At 59.3% G+C, this 20,485-nt stretch carries 19 protein-coding genes; 10 read left to right on the forward strand and 9 right to left on the reverse strand.

What is annotated here, in order from left to right; all coding sequences use genetic code 11:
• Positions 1-19: 19 nt before the first annotated feature.
• The 7 genes from AB4Y89_RS10280 to AB4Y89_RS10310 form a co-directional block, all read right to left on the reverse strand.
• Positions 20-433: an LIC_13387 family protein gene (locus tag AB4Y89_RS10280; protein WP_442300835.1), complete on the reverse strand. Its 414-nt coding sequence runs from the start codon at positions 431-433 to the stop codon at positions 20-22.
• The gene (locus AB4Y89_RS10285) at positions 430-909 is read right to left on the reverse strand and encodes an SRPBCC family protein (protein ID WP_442300836.1); all 480 of its coding nucleotides are present in this window, start codon (positions 907-909) and stop codon (positions 430-432) included. The genes AB4Y89_RS10280 and AB4Y89_RS10285 overlap by 4 nt, the downstream gene beginning before the upstream one ends.
• A 4-nt stretch (positions 910-913) precedes the next feature.
• Positions 914-1,315: a metalloregulator ArsR/SmtB family transcription factor gene (locus AB4Y89_RS10290; RefSeq protein ID WP_442300837.1), complete on the reverse strand. Its 402-nt coding sequence runs from the start codon at positions 1,313-1,315 to the stop codon at positions 914-916.
• A complete protein-coding gene (locus AB4Y89_RS10295; protein ID WP_442300838.1) occupies positions 1,315-2,679 on the reverse strand; it encodes a methyltransferase family protein in 1,365 nt (454 codons plus the stop codon). Before AB4Y89_RS10295 ends, AB4Y89_RS10290 begins: the two co-directional genes overlap by 1 nt.
• Entirely contained in the window at positions 2,676-3,188 is a 513-nt protein-coding gene (locus AB4Y89_RS10300) for a hypothetical protein (protein ID WP_442300839.1), read from the reverse strand. Before AB4Y89_RS10300 ends, AB4Y89_RS10295 begins: the two co-directional genes overlap by 4 nt.
• A 434-nt stretch (positions 3,189-3,622) precedes the next feature.
• Positions 3,623-4,396: a peptidoglycan editing factor PgeF gene (gene pgeF, locus AB4Y89_RS10305; protein ID WP_442300840.1), complete on the reverse strand. Its 774-nt coding sequence runs from the start codon at positions 4,394-4,396 to the stop codon at positions 3,623-3,625.
• Between the two features lie 265 nt (positions 4,397-4,661).
• Positions 4,662-6,065, reverse strand: coding sequence for a sigma 54-interacting transcriptional regulator (locus AB4Y89_RS10310; protein ID WP_442300841.1), 1,404 nt, complete (start codon positions 6,063-6,065; stop codon positions 4,662-4,664).
• 249 nt (positions 6,066-6,314) lie between these two features.
• Here AB4Y89_RS10310 and aroE point away from each other — a divergent pair, with 249 nt between their 5' ends.
• The gene (gene aroE, locus AB4Y89_RS10315; RefSeq protein ID WP_442300842.1) at positions 6,315-8,261 is read left to right on the forward strand and encodes a shikimate dehydrogenase; all 1,947 of its coding nucleotides are present in this window, start codon (positions 6,315-6,317) and stop codon (positions 8,259-8,261) included.
• Positions 8,262-8,490: 229 nt separating this feature from the next.
• On the opposite strand, the gene AB4Y89_RS10320 is transcribed toward aroE, so the two are convergent.
• Positions 8,491-9,135 (reverse strand): TetR/AcrR family transcriptional regulator, encoded by a 645-nt coding sequence (locus AB4Y89_RS10320; RefSeq protein WP_442300843.1) that lies wholly within the window; start codon positions 9,133-9,135, stop codon positions 8,491-8,493.
• Positions 9,136-9,200: 65 nt separating this feature from the next.
• On the opposite strand from AB4Y89_RS10320, the gene AB4Y89_RS10325 reads away from it, so the two are divergent.
• Positions 9,201-10,079, forward strand: coding sequence for an aldo/keto reductase family oxidoreductase (locus AB4Y89_RS10325; protein WP_442300844.1), 879 nt, complete (start codon positions 9,201-9,203; stop codon positions 10,077-10,079).
• A 94-nt stretch (positions 10,080-10,173) separates the two neighbouring features.
• On the opposite strand, the gene AB4Y89_RS10330 is transcribed toward AB4Y89_RS10325, so the two are convergent.
• Positions 10,174-10,707 carry a vitamin K epoxide reductase family protein gene (locus AB4Y89_RS10330; RefSeq protein WP_442300845.1) on the reverse strand — a complete coding sequence of 178 codons (534 nt, stop codon included), beginning with the start codon at positions 10,705-10,707 and terminating at the stop codon, positions 10,174-10,176.
• A gap of 47 nt (positions 10,708-10,754) precedes the next feature.
• Here AB4Y89_RS10330 and AB4Y89_RS10335 point away from each other — a divergent pair, with 47 nt between their 5' ends.
• The 8 genes from AB4Y89_RS10335 (at position 10,755) to AB4Y89_RS10370 (ending at position 20,445) form a co-directional block, all read left to right on the forward strand.
• Positions 10,755-12,398: an MFS transporter gene (locus tag AB4Y89_RS10335; protein WP_442300846.1), complete on the forward strand. Its 1,644-nt coding sequence runs from the start codon at positions 10,755-10,757 to the stop codon at positions 12,396-12,398.
• Between the two features lie 117 nt (positions 12,399-12,515).
• Positions 12,516-13,649, forward strand: a complete 1,134-nt coding sequence (locus AB4Y89_RS10340) for a CocE/NonD family hydrolase (protein ID WP_442300847.1) — start codon at positions 12,516-12,518, stop codon at positions 13,647-13,649.
• A gap of 27 nt (positions 13,650-13,676) precedes the next feature.
• Positions 13,677-14,663: a threonine ammonia-lyase gene (locus AB4Y89_RS10345; RefSeq protein ID WP_442300848.1), complete on the forward strand. Its 987-nt coding sequence runs from the start codon at positions 13,677-13,679 to the stop codon at positions 14,661-14,663.
• 54 nt (positions 14,664-14,717) lie between these two features.
• The gene (locus AB4Y89_RS10350) at positions 14,718-15,716 is read left to right on the forward strand and encodes a hypothetical protein (RefSeq protein WP_442300849.1); all 999 of its coding nucleotides are present in this window, start codon (positions 14,718-14,720) and stop codon (positions 15,714-15,716) included.
• 186 nt (positions 15,717-15,902) lie between these two features.
• Complete coding sequence (locus tag AB4Y89_RS10355) at positions 15,903-16,769, forward strand: undecaprenyl-diphosphate phosphatase (RefSeq protein ID WP_442300850.1); 867 nt, start codon at positions 15,903-15,905, stop codon at positions 16,767-16,769.
• A 214-nt stretch (positions 16,770-16,983) separates the two neighbouring features.
• Positions 16,984-17,346, forward strand: a complete 363-nt coding sequence (locus AB4Y89_RS10360; RefSeq protein WP_442300851.1) for a gamma-glutamylcyclotransferase family protein — start codon at positions 16,984-16,986, stop codon at positions 17,344-17,346.
• 45 nt (positions 17,347-17,391) lie between these two features.
• Complete coding sequence (locus tag AB4Y89_RS10365; protein WP_442300852.1) at positions 17,392-17,736, forward strand: PadR family transcriptional regulator; 345 nt, start codon at positions 17,392-17,394, stop codon at positions 17,734-17,736.
• A gap of 12 nt (positions 17,737-17,748) precedes the next feature.
• Positions 17,749-20,445 (forward strand): ADOP family duplicated permease, encoded by a 2,697-nt coding sequence (locus tag AB4Y89_RS10370; RefSeq protein ID WP_442300853.1) that lies wholly within the window; start codon positions 17,749-17,751, stop codon positions 20,443-20,445.
• Positions 20,446-20,485 lie beyond the last annotated feature (40 nt).

Here is a 20,485-nt window from a genome sequence, read left to right on the forward strand (position 1 = left end):
GACCCGACGGTCCGGATGGTTACTTTCGTAGTGTCGCAGCCACGGTAAGGGTCGCCGTCGTCGCAACGGAAAAGACCAGTGGCGCCAGAAAGAAATAGCGCCAGGTCATGGCGGTAATGACGGCAAGCGCGATCGCCAGGCTCCAGCGGACCAGTTTCAGCCGGGAGAGCGTCTCCTGGGGCAGACCCGCCATCTGCCATGCCACAACGGCAGCGAAGAGCATCATTACGGTGACGAACAAGCCAAAGCCGACGTAGAAATCCCAATAGCTCCGAAGGAAACCGTCCGCCGGGAAGTACACGGTCTGCATGCCGGCCACTACCGGCTTCACGGTCTCAGGCCATACGTCGGTTTTGCGGAAGCCCAGCGTGTGGCCGGCGGCGAACAGGACGAGCAGCAGGGAAGAGCCGCGGTACCACCAGGTCGCTCTCATTGCGCCTCTCCTCGGCTGTCGATGGTCTCGTTCCTCTCCACGAAGGCCTGCATCCAGCCGAGCACGCGTATCCAGCCCTGGGCATGCGATTCACGTACCGCAGAGGCATCACCGAAGGCAGAGTGACGGACTTTTACCAGGGTTCCACCGTCTTGTGACAGGAGGTCGAAGCGTACCAGTGTCGGCCGTTCACCGTCCCAACTCGGTTTCCAGGTGTGAACCAGGAGATGGGGAGGGGCGACCTCCAGGTATTCTCCGCCGACGTGAAACGACGTGCCGTCGGCACCAGCTCCTTCACTACGCCATTGGCCACCCGGACGAATCTCTCCGTTCCAGGATGTGACGCGGTATTGAGCCGGAGTTCCCCACCACAGAGGCACTTTGGCCGGGTCGGTCAAAGCCTGAAAGATTTTGTCGGCCGGCGCTGCGATAAAGATCTCAAGTTCGATGGAATCGCTGACTGTTGTCTCTGTCATCTGCTTACTCTCCCTTCCTGTTTCTGGTTCTTGGGCGTGTGCCGTGATGGCTGGTCTGGGCGATCTTGGGTGCTGCGAACTCCATCTCGACCATCGCCTTCAGGTTGCCCAGGCTTTGCGTCCAGAAGACGCGATATTTCTCAAGCCAGCTTTCGACTGCGCGTAGAGGTTCAGGATTCAGTTCATAAATCCGGTTACGGCCTTCTCGTGTCTCCCGCACCAGGTGCGCATGCCGAAGCAGACGAAGATGCTTGGAGATGGCGGGCCGTGAGACAGGAAAGGCTTCGGCGATGGCTCCGGCAGGCTTCCTTCCCTCCCGTAACAGGTCGAGCATGGCCCGCCGGGTTGGATCAGCGATGGCCTGAAACGAGGCTATAGGCGAATATGTAACCGATCGGTTCCTCATTAATGCGTAACTGTACGGTTACGCGTTTCCTGTGTCAACCGGAAAATGCATGGGATGGGGATCGTCCCTCTTCTGAAGCTCCGTGGCCCTAGGCCGCAGCTGTCCAGCACAGCCTGTATCAGCCACCACATCCCCGGCATGCTGAGCACCATGCCGGCGAACGCCCAGCCGAAATGCAGATGTTCTACGGCGCGAAAGACAGCCCGTACGCCGTCGACACCGTACCCTCCGTCTTCATAACGAATGCGTCGTAGCCGCCGTGTGGGATGGGCTTCCGCCGGCATGATCACCAGACCGCGAGCTTCGTGCCTGGTGAACCATCGCCGCACCTCGTTACAGGGGCCGCACTCTCCGCTGATCCATAACGTCGCCGGCTGACCTCCGGGAGTGAGGTAGGGCTTCCATCGAGGCAGCCAGTTGTGGACTTCAGCGCGGTACTGCAACCAGGGCAGGCCGAAGCGTGTACGCAGGTCTTCTGCTTCGTCCCAGGTGGCGAGTCCAGCGCTATAGAGGATGCCGCATATTGCTCCCAGAGCAAGCCAGAGGCTGTGCAGCATTGCTGCCCACGCCAGCATGACCAGGGCACAGCTCAACTGCATGGGGTTGGCGACATAGCGGTAGATCCCGCTGGTGACGAGCCTGCGAGGCGGGTCGAAGGGAATCGGTGTACCTTCTCCTCGCTCTCCAAACTCGCGTGCAGCCGCGACGCCGATGACCCCCAGCAACAGAATTGCCTGGATTTCGACGGAGAGAATGGCATGTGCGAGGCGTGAGTCAGTGGTTGGCAATGCATTCCAGCCGCCGCTGCGTATGACAAAGACACACTCCGGCAGAAGCAAGAGCACGACCATGCCGGCCATGACGACCTGCATCCACGCACGCCGCAGGGGATGCCGCTCCGTTACGGTCCACTCGCCAAGCAGAAGTGCGGGAACCAGTCCTATGAGTACAAAGAGAGCTTCGCCCCAGAGCCAGGTGGGAGATAGAGAAAGTACCGGAGCACAGTAAGGCATGGCCAGCAGATCGAAGCCGATCAGAAGCAGGATTCGCCACCGCAGGGGAAGTTGACCGAGCAGCAGCGAGGGAACGGCTCCCCACAAGACCGTCCAGCCGAGATACATCTCGACCGGCATTCCGCGCACTGCCGGACCTGCGGTATGGAAGCTCCACCACCCAGTGCGTGTGTTCATGAGCTGCAGCATCCACAGTACTGGTAAAACCCAGAGAGTTTGGACCAGGACGGTTGCTCCGAGCCGTTGCCGCATCCACTTTTTGGTATTGCAGGTGAATAGCAGCCAGCCGGCGGCGGCCGCAACAATCGGGACGTACAGTGCGGCGATGCGGACGAGGATCTCGCGGCTCATCGCGGCTCCGCATCGGCGACGATCAGGTAGTCCGCAGCCTGTTTTACGGCGAACCGCTCCCACGGGCCAAAGTACCAGGCCGGATCGAGCCTCCGCGCAAACTGGATCGTCCATCGCACTTCGGTTCTTCCGGGAGAGACCTCCCGCCAGCGAACTTCGCTGACCTCCCAGGCCATCCACTGCCGCAGATGAGAATCATCGCTGACGCGTTCGAAGCGAACATATCCGGGACCTGTCTTCGCGACACGAAGCACCAGGTCTCCGGGACCGTCGCTCTCCGCTCCGCTGAAGTGAATATGTCGCATGTCATCGATTGCCAAGCCGGTACCCTGCACGGCTAGCGGGCGAGGGAAGCCGATACGGAGGAAGAGGGGAAGAGGTGTCTCTGGCCGCAGACCGGCGCCAAGCACCCTCTCAACGTCGGCTGGACTGCCGCGCACGATCCGTACTGAGGTAACACTCTCGCTTCGCGGGAATGAGAGTGTAGGAGTCACGCCTTCCAGAGCCATAGGAAGCAGCGCCAGCCAGGCCCAGGCGCGCAGACGACCTTGCTCTCGCTTTTCCGTGCGCTTTCTGGAGTAGTCAAAGCAAGCACCGATTACCAAGCCGACCAGGAAAAAGAGGGGTGAGGCGAAGAGGATGCATAGGTAGCCCTCCCCCGCCAGCGGGGCCACCGTCAACAGTACGATTGCGATGCCCTTTACGATTGCACCTTTGGCCGATTTCGTCTTTGGAGCTAGGGCCAGCAGAAGAGCCAGAACAATGGGTAATCCACTGTGCCGGAGTTAGCCCGTCAGACTCCTTGTCCAATTCATCTCCCCACATCGTCTCACCTCGTTTTGAACACGTTCAGTATTCGTCCGCGCAGGTCGGCTGTCAATGAATTTGTGAACATGTTCAAAAAAAATAATTCGCGGAGAATGAAGGGGAAAGATTGGTTCGATTAGCTGCGCTTGATACCAGCGGCGGAGATCATGCGCCCCGTAACACCCTTCTCGGCACGGTGTGAGAAGAAGCGGTCCGTCTGGTGAGCGGTGCATTCACCGAGGACGGTGATGTTCTGGGCGGTGAGGCCGGAGTCGAAGAGCTGGCGTCGATTCGCCTGCCACAGGTCCACATTACGTCCATGGAAGAGCGTCTCGGCATATGGCCAGCGATCGCGGAAGGTATCGCGGACCTCGTCGCCGACCTCGAAGCAACACGGGCCGATTCCCGGTCCGATAGCGGCCAGCATCTCCGCCGGTTGCGAGCCGAACTCAGCATGCATGCGCTGGGCACCGGCTTCGACGATACCGGCAACAGTGCCTCGCCATCCCGCATGAATGACACCCACGGCGCGATGAACCGGGTCTACCAGGATGACGGGAATGCAGTCAGCTGTCTGCACTCCGATGAGCATGCCCGGTTCGTTGGTGATCAGGCCATCGCCCTCAAGGACCGCTCGGCCTTCCGCGGTCTCCAAAGGTGTCAAGCCGAAGTGCACCCGGTTAATGACAACGCCGTGTGTCTGGCGCGTAAGCACGGGAGCGATCCCGTGCTCCTGTCTCACCGTAAAGGCAAAGCTGCGGCGGTTTTCTGCAACGGAGGCATCGGTATCTTCCTGCGTCCAGCCGAGATTCAAGTCGCCGGTACGTCCGTAAACGTTAGAGACGCCCCCCAGCCGGGTGCTGAATCCATGCCATAACCAATCGAAGTCCCATGTCTGCAGAATGCTCATGGAAATGATCTTAAAGTGGAAGACCCTCCTTCCGGAGGGTCTTGAGAGGCAGTGAGGGAGGGGTATAGGAAGTGAGTAGAAGATGTGTGTCCGCAAGGGACAAAAAGCTAGGATTCACTGCATCAGGTGGGGACTACTTAGAATTTGCCTCTGAACTTAACCTTGCAGTCAGCAATAAGCATGCCACTGTTTTCCACAGGATAAGTGCTGTTGTTTCAATCCTAGCTTAAGATGGCCATGATTTGGTGGCAAATATTTGCCATGTTTAGGCTATCAAGTGCCGCTTTGTTGTTTCATCCCGATCGATCTGCTCAATCTTGCTTCGCAGCGACCGGTAGCTGATTCCCAGCCGCTGTGCAGCCAGTTTTCGGTTCCAGCGCACAGCTTCGAGGGTCTCCAGAATCAGGCGTCGCTCTGCCTGCCAGGCCGCTCGTCTCCCGACCTCAAGCAAGTTTGTACCGAACGGCTGACGGACGGCGGCCGGTTCAGGTGAGGGCAAAGGTGCGGTGGCCAGTGGAGCTGGAGCAGTAAGCGGGACTGAAGCCGTGTGTTGGCTGCGGGAGGTGAGCTCGCGCAGAATCTGGGTCTCGCCGCCGACGATGACGAATCGTTTGCACAGGTTTTCGAGCTCGCGGATATTGCCCGGCCAGGAGTAGGTCAGCAGAGCGGCCATCGCCTCCTGGGAGAAGGAGGCCTGCTCACGGCCATAGATGGTGGCGTACTTGTCGAGAAAGTGGCGGATCAGCGGCCCGATCTCGTCGCGGCGTTCGCGCAGCGGTGGAATGTGTACGGTGACGACGTTGATGCGATAGAAGAGGTCTTCGCGGAAGAGTCCTTCCGTGACCCGCTGTTCCAGCAGCTTGTTGGTTGCGCACAGGACGCGGACATCCACGGCGACGTCCTGCTTGGCTCCGAGGCGTGAGAAGGCTCCGTCCTGCAGGACATGCAACAGTTTGGCCTGCAAAGCCGGCTGCATCTCGCCGATCTCGTCCAGGAACAGGGTGCCGGTGTGCGCCAGCTCGAAGCGTCCAGGTTTGCTACGCGTGGCTCCGGTGAAGGCGCCTGCCTCGTAGCCGAAGAGCTCGCTTTCGAGCAGGTCGTCAGGAATGGCGGCGCAGTTGACCTTGACGAAGGGTTTGCCGGAGCGGCGCGACTGTTCGTAGATCATCCGCGCGACAACATCTTTTCCCACGCCGCTCTCACCGCGAATCAACACGGTGGCGCTGGTCGTGGCCACCTTCGAGATGGTGTCGCGAATCTCGGACATGCGGGGGTGGTTGCCGAAGAGCACTGGCAGGCCTTTGGACTCCGGGGGCCTTGGCTGTGTGGTCAGAAGACCGCGGAGGCTTTGGCGTATCTCGTCCGGACCGGCGGGAAGGGTGATGAGTTCTTTTGCGCCGGCCTTGGAGGCGGCAAAGGCGAGGTCGGCGCGTGCGGAACGGAGCAGGACGATGATGGGTGTTCCGGTCACCCCGTCGCAGATGTTGCGGAGCACTGAGAGGTCGTCCTCGACCTCTACCAGAAGAGCATCCGCCGGTACGCCGCGCCAGTGGTCGGAATCGATGAGCGTAAGCGCGAATTCGGGAGCCAGCAGGGCATGCTGTATAGCGGCTGACGCGGCCTGAGACGCCAGGATGGCGGCCACGCGGGTTGGCAATGTCTGGCTCATGACGAACGGAGTGCTGGAGCATTTTCCCTGTAGGTCCAGAGTAGGGCTTCCGCATCCAGGGGGCGTTTTCTGCAATGAAAACGCCGCTGCACGCCTCTCTGGGATACCCAGCAACCGGGAAATGCTCTAAGCGCATTTTATGCGGAAATACAGAGCGATTGGGAGTTTGTGGAGGGGGCGAATAAGAGTCTATGCATCAATGGCTTGCATCCAAAGCCCAGCGACGATACCATACGCGCGATTAGAAAAATGACTTCTTCCTCACCGAACCTCGCCCTGCAGTCGCTGCGTTCGCGTCTTGGCCGTGTCTGCGTTGCTCTGCAGGGTGCAAGCCCGGCCGAGCTTTTCCAGAAGGCTGAAGCTGCGGCTCCGGAGCATCCGTTTCTGGAGTTCCGGCTGGATTCACTGCCGAATCCCGCTGCCGCATTACCGCGCCTGAAAGCGTTTCTGGAAGCAAATCCTCTAGTGACCGCGATTACTACCTGCCGCCGGAAACCGAATGGCGGTGGATTTACAGGAAGCCTCTCAGAGGAGGCAGAGATCCTGGCAAAGGCAGCGGCAGGCGGAAGCCAGTTGATCGATCTTGAGATCGAGTCGGCCGAAGCGATGAAGCATGCCGACCTGGACAAGCTGCGGGCGGCCGGTGCTGCAATCATCATCAGCTATCACGATTTTGAAACGACCCGCGACCTCGATTCCGTCTATGAACGGATCCAGAAGTTCCAGCCGGACTTCATCAAGGTGGTGCCGACGGCGCGTTCGCTCGCGGATAACCTGACGCTGTTCTCGTTTCTGGAGAAGTACGGTGAGGCGGGGAATGTCATCGGCATCTCGATGGGAGAGTACGGTGTCATCTCGCGTGTGCTGGGTGTGCGTGCCGGCTCAGCCTTTACCTTTGCCGCTTCGAGCGTGGAAGATGCCACCGCTCCCGGTCAGATTCCTGCACGTGCCCTGGTAGAGAACTACAGGATCGATCACATTGCGGCCGGAACCAAGATCTATGGTGTGGCTGGAAATCCGGTGCGGTCATCGCTCTCGCCCCTGATGCTGAATACCGCCTTCCGCCGCGAGACGGTAAACGCGGTCTATCTGGCGCTGCAGACGTCCAAGCTGACCGATCTTTTGAAAATGGTGCAGACGGTACCGATTCACGGGCTCTCGGTCACGATGCCATTGAAGCAGGAGATCCTGGAGCACCTGGAGCGGACCGATCCGCTCTCAGCCAAGATTGGCGCGGTGAACACCATCGTGCGTGCCCAGGACGGGAAGCTCTATGGCTTCAATACGGATGTAGGCGGCATCGTCGGCCCAGTTGAGCGCCGGCGGCCCATCCGCGGGCTCAAGGTGCTGGTGCTGGGCGCGGGTGGGGCATCACGCGCGGCGGTCTTCGGCCTGAAGGAAAAGGGCGCGGATGTAACCATCTACAACCGCACGTTGGAGACAGCACAGAAGTTGGCCAAGCAGGCCGGGGCGAAGACCATCAAGCGCGAGCTGATCGGTAAGACGCACTTCGACCTGATCATCAATTCGACCCCCGCGGGGATGAAGGGCAATAAGCTGACCCACATCCTCGAGCCCGGAGAGATGCACGCGGATCTGGTCTTTGACCTTGTCTACAACCCGGTAGAGACGCCTTTTCTGCGCACGGCGCGGGAGAAGGGCATTCCGGTTATCACCGGTGTAGAGATGTTTGTCCACCAGGGAGCAAGGCAGTTCGAGATCTGGACAGGTAAGCCTGCTCCGGAGGAAGAGATGCTGCGTGTGGTGGTGCATGCTCTGAGGCAACAGCAAGCAGAGGCTCAGGCCCAGGCCCAGGCTGTGGCGAAGGAAGAGCCGAAGCATGTGGAAGCGCCCAAACCTGCAGTGGTGAAGGTGGAACACAAGCCAGAACATAAGCCGCAACCTGCAAAGGTATCGCCGGCCAAAACTCCGGTGACGGCTCCGGTTGCGAAGAAGCCGGCGGCAACGGCCGCGCCGGTCAAAGAAAAGGCTCCTGAGAAGAAGGCTCCGGTGCCGGTGAAGAAGAGCGTAGTGAAGGTATCGCCAACAAAGCCTGCTGTGAAAGCGCCAACAAAGGCTATTGCGAAATCGCCCGTGAAGAAAGCGGCGGCTAAGCCGGCGCCCGCAAAAGCTGCAGCAAAGGGCGCGAAGAAGGCTGTCGCGAAAGCTCCGGCAAAGGCTGCAAAGAAGAAATAGTCTCTAAGGCGTATCGACAAATCCAGCGAGCGAATACACTGGGTGCCCCATCCATCACAACGTGATGGGTGGGATATCTTGGCGCCCGGTGAAAGGTGTGGGTAGAGAAGCAGATTTCTCCACTCCCTGCGGTCGCTACGAAATGACAAACAAAAACCGTCGCGTACCGTGCGAGACAATCCCACCCATCGCGTCGCGATGGATGGGGCACCCGGTGCATGGGTTCTCGCTATGTTGTCTGCGTTGATGGAATACACGTCAGCAGATATCCACGCACGAGCACAAGTAGCTCTTCGCGCAGGGGAGCGAGTTCGCGTTCCGGCGACTTCGCCTCCAGCAGTCTGCGTGAGACTCCGTTGAGCGCCGCCATCACCATGGTGGCGACAACCTCCGGATCTTTGGTGAGACCTTCGCTTGCGGTTGCGAAGAGTTCGGCGACAACGCGGCGTCCGCGTGCGCCGGCGGCCTTGGCGATCGCGAGGCCATCCAGGTCAGAGCTGACGGAGTAGAGCGCTGCGCTCTCTTTAACGTTGTGCATCTTGGCGCTGAGATAAGCACCGATGAGCGCCGTGCCCATCGTGAGCAGGCTGGCGGAACGGTATTCCTTGCAGACGTGATCGACGGATGTGCTGACACCGTGCATATGGCGCTTCAGACTGGCCTGTAGCAGCGCGCTCTTGTTGGGGAAGTACTGATACAGCGTTCCCACGGAGACGCCTGCGCGCATGGCTACAAGTGTCGTGGTCAGCCGTTCCTTGCCGACCGAGACCAAAACCTGAATAGCCGCTTGCAAAATGGCATCGACGGTGGCGGCGGAACGCTCCTGAACGGGCATTTTTCGCGGCTGCAGCGTGCGTGGAGAGGTCGTGGGCAAATGCGAACTCCAAAGCTGAAGGTTCCTTCATCTAAACACACGTCGCAGCAATTTGGAGGGAAAGCATGAGCGAGAGACAGCAGACAACATTCACACTTTCTGGAACCGGCATCACCCTGAACCGCATGGGCTATGGCGCGATGCAGCTTGCCGGGCCTCACGTCTTCGGTCCACCGAAGGATCGCGCCATGGCGGTAACGGTGCTGCGGGATGCAGTGGAGTGGGGTGTGAATCACATCGATACGGCGGATTTCTATGGCCCCCATGTCACCAACCAGATTCTGCGCGAGGCGCTGCATCCCTACACCGGCCTGACGATTGTGACGAAGGTAGGTGGTGTCCGCGGGCCGGCGGGTGAATGGCTGCCGGCACAGGAGCCTGCGGAGCTGGTGCAGGGCGTCCACGACAATCTGCGCAATCTCGGTGTCGATGTACTGGATGTCGTGAACCTGCGTGTGTGGGGCGGCGTGAGCTCGCCGACCGAAGGTTCCATTGCGGAGCGCTTCGAGGCTCTGGCGAAGCTACAGCAACAGGGCCTGATCCGGCACCTTGGATTGAGCAATGTGACCGCCAGGCAGGTCGAAGAAGCGCTGACCATTGCTCCGGTTGTCGGCGTGCAGAACCAGTACAACCTGGCATCGCGGGAGGATGACGCGTTGATCGATGATTTAGCTGCGAAAGGAATTGCCTATGTGCCGTTCTTCCCGCTGGGTGGATTTACGCCGCTGCAATCTTCGACGCTATCGGAGGTCGCGGCAAGGCTGAATGCGACACCGATGCAGGTGGCTCTGGCATGGCTGCTGCATCGCTCGCCGAACATTCTGCTGATTCCAGGAACCTCATCGGTAGAGCATCTGCGGGAGAATCTGGCGGCGGCGGAACTGGTTTTGCCGGAGAACGAGTTGCAGCAGCTTGATGGGATTGGTGCGCTCGCGAAGCAGTGATTTATTGAGGAACTCGCGAAGCAGTGATGTCCTGTGGACACAGAAAAGCCCGGAGCGCTCCGGGCTTTTTTCTATTGTGTCAGCGAGTACTTTGCTAGTAGATCAGTTTGCGGCGGTTGCGAACAACCAGGTAGTTGATGGCGGCGACAACAGTAATGACTGCGATGATGGTCTGGGACCAGACGCAGTAGATGCACCATTTTTCGAGCACAAAGGCTTCGAGATAGCTGAGGATGCCAGCAAAGAACAGGCCGATCTGTGCGGCTTCAAAGGCAAAGAAATCGAGTTTGGTGAGAGCAAGAACGGCGATGAGGAGGTAGCCGCCCAGGCCGAGAACTGCGACTGGAATGTGTTTCCCATGACGCGGGTCCTCTCCGAAGGATGCGGCGGGAAAAACGGCAAAGCGGGAGTGATTGACGGCTCCGCAGTCCCACTTTTCTGTTACGGCACAGGGTGGAGCGGCGTTGGGGTCTTGGAGATGGACACGAAGCGCCAACCCGGAGACCACCATGCCACCTACTGCCAGCAAAGCAATGAGATAACGCAGAAAAGCCATTGCGAACAGGGTACGCCCGTAACCATCGGTAACGCCAGCTTTCTGAGTGGCAACTGTTGCACTGGTAGGCACTTGCGTGCTTTTGGTGATGAATCGCATCAAAGAGAAAGGAGACTCATTTGGAGACGCAGGAGAGTATTGCGGAGAGCCCCAAGAGGCCGGTGCACGGCTTTGGGCCGTTACAGATACCTCTGTTTCGCGACCGCTGGATCGCCTCCACGGTCAGCAATCTGGGGACCTGGATGCAGGACACGGCGGGCACCTGGCTGATGACGGTACTCTCGGCCGGCTCGCCCCTGCTCATCGCGCTGATGCAGACCGCCGCCAGCCTTCCGGTTTTACTGCTGGGGTTGCTGGCGGGAGCCACTGCTGACATCTTTGAGCGGCGCCGACTCCTGATCTTCTGGCAGAGCTGGATGCTGGTGACGGTCGGACTGCTGACGGTGCTGACCTTTGCCGGCGTTGTGGGACCGTATCAGCTGCTGGTTCTTACCTTTCTGATGAATATCGGCGCCGCAATGAACAATCCGGCATGGCAGGCGATTGTGCCGGAGCTGGTGCCGCGCGAACAGATTCCCGACGCCGTCAGCCTGAACTCGGTCAGCAATAACCTGGCGCGTGCTCTGGGGCCTGCACTGGGCGGTTTGATGGTGGCGGCCTTTGTGAAGGCCTCCACCGGTGCGGGATGGGTCTTTGCACTGAATTCAGCATCGTTTGCTGCGGTGATCTGGGTGCTGTGGCGGTGGAAGCGTAAACCGCTGTTCAAGAGCGCTCTGCCGGCGGAGCGGATAGCCGGCTCCATTCGCAGCGGTCTGCGCTATCTGCGCTTTGCTCCGGAGCTGCAGGCAAGCCTGATACGCGCCTTCCTCTTTACCTTCTTTGTCAGTGCCGTATGGGCTCTGCTGGCAGCGATTGCCGCCCGCGAGCTGAAGCAGGGAGCGATGGGATACGGCGTGCTGAATGGAGCCTTGGGGGCTGGGGCCGTGGTTGGTGCGGTGCTGCTGCCACGCATCCGGGCGCGATTCAATGCAGATTCCATTCTGCGCGTCACTTCAGTGGTCTATATCGCCATTCTGCTGCTGCTGGCCTGGGTGCCGATTCCGGCGGTGGCGATTGCCGTGCTACTGGTGGGCGGCTTCTGCTGGACCTCCACGATGAGTACGCTGAACACCAGCGTGCAGCTGGTCTCGCCTGCCTGGGTGCAGGCGCGCGCGCTGGGAGCCTATCTCACGGTCTTTCAGGGAGGACTGGCGCTGGGGAGTGCTGTGTGGGGCTATGTGGCGGAGCACAGCTCGGTGCCCGTCGCGATGACAGCCAGCGCGATTGGCATGGCTGTGACGCTGCCGTTTGCGCTGCGGTTCCATATCCTGCAGGGCAAGCTGCCCGATCTTGGGCCGTACGTATGGCGCCGGCCGGCACGGGAACTTGTCCTCGAGCCGGAGCTCGAGGATGGGCCGGTGCGTATCGTGATTGAGTACTTTGTCGCTCCGGAAAACTACGCCGAGTTCACCCGCTTGATTCACAAGATGGAGAATGTCCGGCTGCGGACCGGCGCCATCCGCTGGGGAGTCTTTCGCGATGCTGCCAACCCGGAGCGCATGGAAGAGACCTTCGTCATGGAGAGCTGGCTCGATCACCTGCGGGCCCGGGAGAGGATGACCGCTGCGGATGCGAAGGTCCGCGATCGCCTATGGGAGCTGCATAAAGGCGAAGCTCCGCCGCGTGTGGAGCACCAGCTCTATGTGAAGGAAGTCACTTCTTAATTAAATGAAGGAATAATTGAATCATTGAATAAGGGGAATGTACGGCTGGTTATTCAATCATTCAATTCTTCAATTAACCAGTTGAATGGTTGAATCGTTGAATAGTTGAATGGTTCTGTGACGAAATGGTTGCGGTATTCCCTGGGAGCGCTGGCTCTTGTGGTCGTTGTGTTACTTGCGAGCTGGCCTTGGGTTAAGGCTCGGCTGCAGGCGGTAGCGGTGTTGAAGACGCTTAGTCATGAGCCGATTCCGTTGCCGGTGAGGGCGGTGACGGCTTCAAATGTTCTGACGCAGGATGTTGCTGTCCCCACGGCAAATGGCACATTGCGCGGGCGGTTGTATTCGCCGGCGGGGGTAAGCGGCGCGCCTGGCATGGTGATTGTGCATGGGGTCCATCACCTTGGGATGAACGAGCCTCGGCTGGAGCTCTTCGCTTCAGCAATGGCGAGTTGCGGGCTGCAGGTGCTGACCCCAGAGCTTCCGGCGATTGCGGACTACCGCATCGGGCCGGAGAGCGTTTCCGCGATAGGTGAGAGTGCGCGATGGTTTGCGCAACAGACCGGCGGCAAGGTGAGCGTGCTGGGACTGAGTTTCTCAGGTGGACTTGCATTGTTGGCCGCGGAGCAGCCCGCGTACGCCGCAGAGATGAAGATGGTCTTCGCTGTCGGGTCGCAGGCCAATATGCAGCGGGTGGCGCGGTACTACCGTACAGGACAGGACATTCGTCCCGACGGATCGGTCCAGACTCTAGCGGCGCACGAGTACGGGCCCCTGGTGATGGAGTACGAACACATGGAGGACTTCGCCTCGGCAGCAGATCGGGTGGCGTTGAGCTCCGTTCTGAAGGAGCACCTCTACGAGGACGACGCGGGGGAGCAGAAAGCGTTGCGGACATTGACACCCGCGCAGCGCGTAGTTGTAGCGCAATTGCTGCGGACAACTGATGCGCGAACAGTCACCCTGCTCGCGGCGAACGAGAGGAAACATGCCCGGGAGATGGAGGTGGTCTCGTCGGACCGCAATCTGCAGGCTGTGCGCGTACCAGTCTTCCTGCTGCATGGTGAGGCCGACAATGTGATTCCGTCGGCGGAGACACTGTGGCTGGCGCAAGGGCTGCGACCCCAGGTGCTGGAGGGTGCTCTGGTCAGTCCGTTGATCTCGCATGTAGAGATGGGGAATTCGCCGGGCGCGACAGATGCGTGGCGGCTGGTGGATTTCATCGCCAGGATGATGCGCCGGGCGGAGCAGTAGACTCTGTAGAGAAGGGGAACGAGAACGATGATCGCGACGGAGTTGATCGGGCTGACGGAGATTGAGGCTGCGCAGAAGCGCATTGCCGGGGTAGCGGTACGGACCGGGCTGTACAAGCTCGAGGGGGAAGCCGCATCGAAACTTCCCTACGAGATCTGGATCAAGGCCGAGAGTGAGCAGCCGATCGGCAGCTTCAAGCTGCGCGGCGCCTTCAACAAGGTCGCATCTCTGGACAAGGAATCCTTGAGCCGCGGCGTCATTACCTACTCCAGCGGCAACCACGCCCAGGGTGTGGCTTATGCCGGGCGGGAGCTGGGATCGAAGGCTGTCATTGTTATGCCGGAGAACGCTCCGATCGTGAAGCGTGAGGCGACCCTTGCTTTGGGAGCAGAGGTAGTGCTGGTCGGTCCCGCCAGCAAAGAGCGCAAGGAGAAGGCCGAGCAGCTCGAGGCTGAGCACGGATACACAATGGTGCCCCCCTACGACGATCCATACATCGTGGCCGGACAGGCGACCTGCGGTGCTGAGATTGTGGAGCAGGCTCCGGATGTCGACGTCGTACTGAGCCCGGTGAGCGGTGGCGGTCTGCTGAGCGGTATCTCCACAGCGGTGAAGCTGATGAGGCCCTCGGCGAAGGTCTTCGGTGTTGAGCCGGAGGTGGCTGGAGATGCTACCGAGAGCTTTGCCAAGAAAGAGCTGGTGGAGTGGCCGGCGGAGAAGACAGTGCGTACCATTGCGGACGGCCTGCGCACGCAGAGCCTGGGCGTGCTGAACTTCGCCCACGTACTGGAATACACCGACAACATCTTCACCGTGAGTGAAGAAGAGATCGTTGCGGCGCTGAAGGTTTATCTGAACGAGACGAACCTGGTACCGGAGCCGAGCGGTGCAGTGACGCTGGCGGGCGCCCTCTTCCACCCGGAGAAGTTGCCAGCCGGGACGAAGAAGGTTGTTGTGGTGTTGAGTGGCGGTAATATCGATCCGGCATTGAAGGCGCAGTTGCAGGGGCGCTAGGGCGCTCTCACCTTGCGTCGGGATGACGTGTGGACCGTCTATAGAGGTATGACGATGAAGCGGCTTGTGATTGGGATGATGATCTGTGCCGCCTCTGTGTGCGGCGCGCAGAAGAAGTCGAAGCTGCCGCCGCAGTACCAGGGCGCGGCGCGGGCGACGGTGTTGCATACGGCGAATGTGTATGTGGCCGCCGAAGATGGATCGCAGCGCGTGAGCGTTGTGACACCCGGACACGAAGTCACCATCATGGACCGTTCTCCGGGATGGGTGCGTGTCTTCGCTAATACGGACGAGCCGGAGCAGAATGACTACGACGCTCCAGAGATTCAGGACGACAGCCAATCGTCGCCGGTGAGCGGATGGATCAAGGACAAGGGAGTCGTCGGTCCTGGGACTCCGAACGGTGACAGGTTGATCTTCGGCGCGGCAGTCATTGCTGAGTCGCAGGCATATGCACCGCATGCGCCGAGGGACGCGGCTGCGGTGGCCCATTTCCTGTACAAGCGCATGTTCGAATATTTCCCACAGTCTCCACTGGCGGGAGAAGCAGCGTGGAGATCGGCGGATATCCGCTGGCAGATACAGAAGGCAGATTTCGCAACGCTGCCGTCGGCTAAGGAGCAGGATCCCAATCTGCGTCCGCGTCTGTATGAGGATGAGCTGAAGAAGGTCATCAAGTACTTTCCCGGTTCGAAGTATGCCGCCATGGCGGCGTATGAGTTGATCGACCAGAAATTATGCGGTGACTGGCAGGGCCTGCCAAAGTGTCCCGATAAAGAGACCGAGCACTACGAGAAATATGCCAAGGAGTATCCGGACGGTCCGAAGACGGCTGAAGCGCTCTGGCAGGCGGTCTATCGTCAAGGTGTCGTGAGCAGCATGTATCTGGCAGAGGAGAACAAGAAGAAGGCCGATAACGCGGCCTCTCATGCCAGCTCGTTGAATGACCAGTTACAGTCTCGCTTTGGCTCGACAGATTGGGCTGCGCGCGGCTCGGCGCTGATCTACAGGTTGCAGCAGGGGATTCCTGTCTACGGAAACGACCGCGATTAAAGCTTTTTCCTGCAGGTGTAGTGTAGGGCTTGCGCATCTATGGGCGTTTTCGGCAATGAAAACGCTGCTGCACTCTTCTACCGGAATACCCTAGCAACAGGAAAAATGCTTTAAGCAGCAGTTAATGCCCTTTCAGGTAGGCTGGAGTGAGAACGATTCACGTACTCTGGCAGCCGGAGGGGCTATTTGAACGATTATCTGTTGAGTGTCATCCTTGGCATCGTCGAAGGATTGACTGAGTTTTTGCCGGTGAGCTCCACCGCTCACCTGCGTATTACAGAGGCGTTGCTGCATATTTCGCTCGATGACGCCTATTGGAAGATGTACACCATCGTGATTCAGCTTGGCGCCATTCTGGCGCTTCTGCTGCTCTTCCGGCATCGCATCATCGGCTACCTGCACACCTTCCCCAAGGGTAAGCGCGGCGATAAGACGGTGCTGACTCATCCGGTCTCACTTACACTGATTGCTTTTGTCTGCACGGCGATTCCGGCAAAGATTCTGGACAAGGTGATTGGAAAGAATCTTGAGAATCTGGCGGTGATCGCCTGGGCGCTGGTGATCGGCGGTGTCGTGATGTGGGTTGTCGATACATGGGCCTCGAAGCAGACCTCACGTACCAACCATGTGGACAATATGTCCCTTGGCCAGGCCATCTGGGTCGGTCTATGCCAGGTCCTCAGTGCGGCTGTACCGGGCACTTCGCGTTCGATGTCGACCATTGCCGCCGGCCAGCTTGCAGGAATGAACCGCGAGACAGCGTTGGAGTTCAGCTTCCTGGTCTCGATCCCGACGATGATCGCTGCGACCGGCTATTCGCTGCTGAAGGCGCTGCATCCCAAGGCGGAGGCCGGCGAGACGCTCACTCCGCTGGTGATGACCGGACACGACTGGGTGGTGCTGGCGATTGGCTTCGTCGTGTCGTTTATCGTTGCGTACGGCGTCGTGGCATGGTTCCTCGCGTGGGTGCGGAACCGTGGATTTACGCCGTTTGCCATCTACCGCATCATCGTAGGTGCAGCACTGCTGGTGTGGCTAAAGATGCACGTGTAGAGCATTTTCCCTGTTACTGGGTATCCCGTGAGGGACGTGCAGCGGCGTTTTCATTGCGGAAAACGCCCATAGATGCAGAATCCCTACACTACACCCACAGGGAAAATGCTCTAGCTGTTCAATAGAGAAGACGAAGGCCCGCCATCGAGCGGGCCTTTTGTCTTCTCCCTTCACATCTTTGTGCAGAAGAAACCGGATATCGGGAGCGAAGGCGATGGCCTCAACAGAAGCAACGATACGGTTGGCGAGCTACGGAACCCTGGCGCCGGGTAAACCCAACCACCACGAACTGGCGGGGCTCAAGGGGCGCTGGCTGACGGGTGTTGTTCGCGGCCATCTTTATGACAGCGGTTGGGGTGCGGCACTCGGCTATCCCGGACTCATTCTCGACAAGAACGGACCGGAGGTTGCGGTGCACATCTTCGAGTCTTCTGATTTGCCCGCTCATTGGGGGCGTCTTGATGAGTTTGAAGGCCCTGGCTATGTGCGCGTCGTGGTGCGAGTGAACACTGACGAAGGAGTTCTTGAAGCGTATCTCTATGCACTTGCCCCGGAGGCATCCGGTCCTCATCGGTAAGGAGTTGACGGAAGGGGGCATCGTCGTCTATTGTCTTCCCCTAAGATGATTAGGGAAGAAAACGCCGATTCCGGCTCACTGCTCCAGGGGACTCTGGAGATGCTTGTTCTGAAAGCCCTCGCGCGGGGACCGCAGCACGGTTATGCTGTCGCGGAGTGGATTCACCATGTCTCACACCAGTTGCTGAAGGTGGAGGAAGGAGCGCTTTATCCTGCGCTCCATCGGCTGGAGATGCGCGGCTTTCTCAATGCAGAGTGGGGCGCCTCTGATAACAACCGCCGCGCCAAGTTCTACCGGTTGACGGCTGAGGGAGCGAAGCGGCTCGATTCGGAGTCGCAGCGTTGGGCACGGCTCTCGGCGGCAGTCGCGTTCGTCATGCAGTCTTCCTGAGGAGGAACTACGATGCTCCCTGCAGTCAGTGCATTTCTTGGGCGTTTGAGTTCTCTGTTCCGAAGGCGTCGTATGGAGAGTGAGATGTCCGAGGAACTTGAGTTCCATCGGGAGCGGCTGCGGGAGAAGTATCTCCGGGAAGGTATGTCGGAGCCCGCGGCAGAACGTGCCGCCCGCGTACGGCTCGGCGATACACATCGATGGCAGGAACGCCTGCGTGAGGTCTGGAGCTTTCGAATTGTCGAAGAGCTCACGCGTGACGTCAGGTTCTCTCTGCGTCTGCTTTGGAAGTCACCTGGATTTACTTCTGTTGCTCTGGCGACCCTTGCGCTTGGGGTGAGCGCGAATACGGCAGTCTTTTCGCTGATCGATAGCCTTTTGTTGCGGCCGTTGCCGGTACCGCATGCCCAGCAGATGGTGGTTCTGAGCACTCAGGAGGGAGGCCCGCAGCCCGGCTACTCCTTCTGCACCCCGTTCTTTCGTGGCCTCGAAGGCAAGGGCGACGTCTTCCAGAATGTATTCGCATTTGTGAATGACACACTCCAGGTGCGGGGAGAGTCGGGGAACATCAATGTCCACGGTGTGATGGTGAGTGGGCAGTACTTTCCTGCCATGCAGATAAAGCCGGTGATGGGGCGTTATCTTACGCCGGTTGACGACCAGGAAGGCGGCGGTTCTTCAGGGTTCGCCGTGGTGATCAGCGAAGACTTCTGGAAGAGCTGGTTCAATGGCGTTCCGGACGTAGTCGGTCGACGTTTGGTGATTGCGAACGCATCGTTTACGGTGGTAGGCGTTATCCCTAAGAGCTTTACGGGAGCAGACCCGACGCACCAACCGCAGATCTACGCACCCCTGTCCGCCGATCCGATCATGGATGCTCCGCGAGACCACCTTCATGGCGGCACACACGCCTGGTGGTTGACGGTGATGGCACGGCTGCAGCCAGGCGTCGATCTACAGAAGGCGAATGCTGCCTTGCAAGCCGTTTCGACGGGGGTTTTGCATGCGTCGACAGGCGAAGCCGACTGGATCAAGGATGAAGAGCAGCATCATTTCCATTTCGCAGCCGAACCCGGATCGAACGGGTTTGCCTATGTCCGCTCCGTATTTCGCAAACCTCTGCTGATGATGTTTGGCATGTGTGGCGGGTTGCTGTTGCTGGCATGCCTTAACCTGGCAAGCCTTTTGTTGGCGCGGGGAGCCGTGCGAGAACGGGAACTGGCGACGAGACGGGCTCTGGGGGCCACAAGATCGCGGTTGATTCGGCAGCTCATGATTGAAAGTCTGTTACTGGCGGCGCTGGGAACCGGGCTCGGCATGGCATTCACTCCGATTGTGGGCCATGTACTGGCGGCGATGCTCTCTGGAGGAAGCGGACCTGACAGCATGGTGCTGGATATCTCTCCGGATTGGCGTCTCTATGGTTTTGCCGCCGCGGTCGCTTTCATTGCTGCTGTCCTGATTGGCCTGATGCCTGCGTGGCGCGCAACCGAAGGAGATCTGAATGAGCAGATCAAAAATGGCCAGCACGCGCAACAACAGCGCAGACAGACGAGATTGATCCCGCGTCTGCTCATGACCTCCCAGGTGGCTCTGGCGCTCATTCTGGTCTCGGGTGCGGCGCTGCTGGCCGCCAGTCTGGTGCGCTTGTATCGCTCGGGCCTTGGATTTGAGCCACATGGTGTGATCAATATCCCTTTCAGCATGGACAAGCAGCAATTGGATGGAGAGCCGTTGATGGAGGTGTATCGGCAGATCTGGGAGGGTCTGAAGACGGCGCCGGGCGTGAAGGATGTGAGCTTCCAATTTATTATTCCCCTTTCGCACAGAGGCTGGAACGGGCGCTATGCAGCTCCGGGTGGCGAACGTCACATGCTCTGGCTGAATAGCGTCGGACCGGATTATTTCAGCACCATGCGCATCCCCGTGGCTCAGGGACGTGCATTTACCTGGACCGATACGAAAGCGTCGGGTTTGAAGATAATTCTGAACCGTTCGGCGGCAAAGCTGTTCTTCCCTCAAGGTGGCGCGATTGGCCGGCAGATCGTGGATAAGGACAAGACCGCGTATGAGGTCGTGGCCGTGGTGGGAGATGCAAAGTATCGCGATGTACGGGGTCCCGCAGTACCGGCTGGATATGTCCCGATGCAGCAGGACCCACAACAAAAGCCTTCCCTCAACGCCATAGTGCGTATCGATGGACCGTGGCAGCCTCTGGTGCAGTTCTCGAGAGAATTAGCGGCTAGGCTTGTGCCATCTATTCCAGCTCCTGTCATCCGTCCTATGGATGAGGTTGTCGACACCTCCATCAGCACGGAGAGGATGATGGCTCTGTTAGGAGTGTTTTTCGCTGGATGCTCGCTGCTGGTAACGGCGATCGGACTCTACGGAACGCTCTCCTATACGACGGCGCGAAGGACCAACGAGATCGGAATCCGCATTGCCCTCGGAGCACAGCGCCGGCGCGTGATGGCGATGATCTTCCGGGAGAACGCAGTGGTGGCCACGATCGGTTGCGGAGCCGGGCTGGCGGTTGCAGTTTCGCTCTCTACCGTATTGACGAGCTTTCTTTATGAAACCTCGACGCGTGATCCATGGATCTTTGCTGGAGCGACGTTTACGCTGGCATGTGTAGCGAGCGCAGCATCGCTGCTTCCCGCATTACGTGCCTCCGGGATTGATCCCATGCAGGCAATTCGCTCTGAGTGAATTGCCTGCATGGGCGGGAGGCTTGTTGAGGTCAGACTTG

Origin of the sequence: Terriglobus sp. 2YAB30_2, from assembly GCF_052114765.1 — a bacterium.
In the GTDB taxonomy this organism is placed as follows: domain Bacteria; phylum Acidobacteriota; class Terriglobia; order Terriglobales; family Acidobacteriaceae; genus Terriglobus.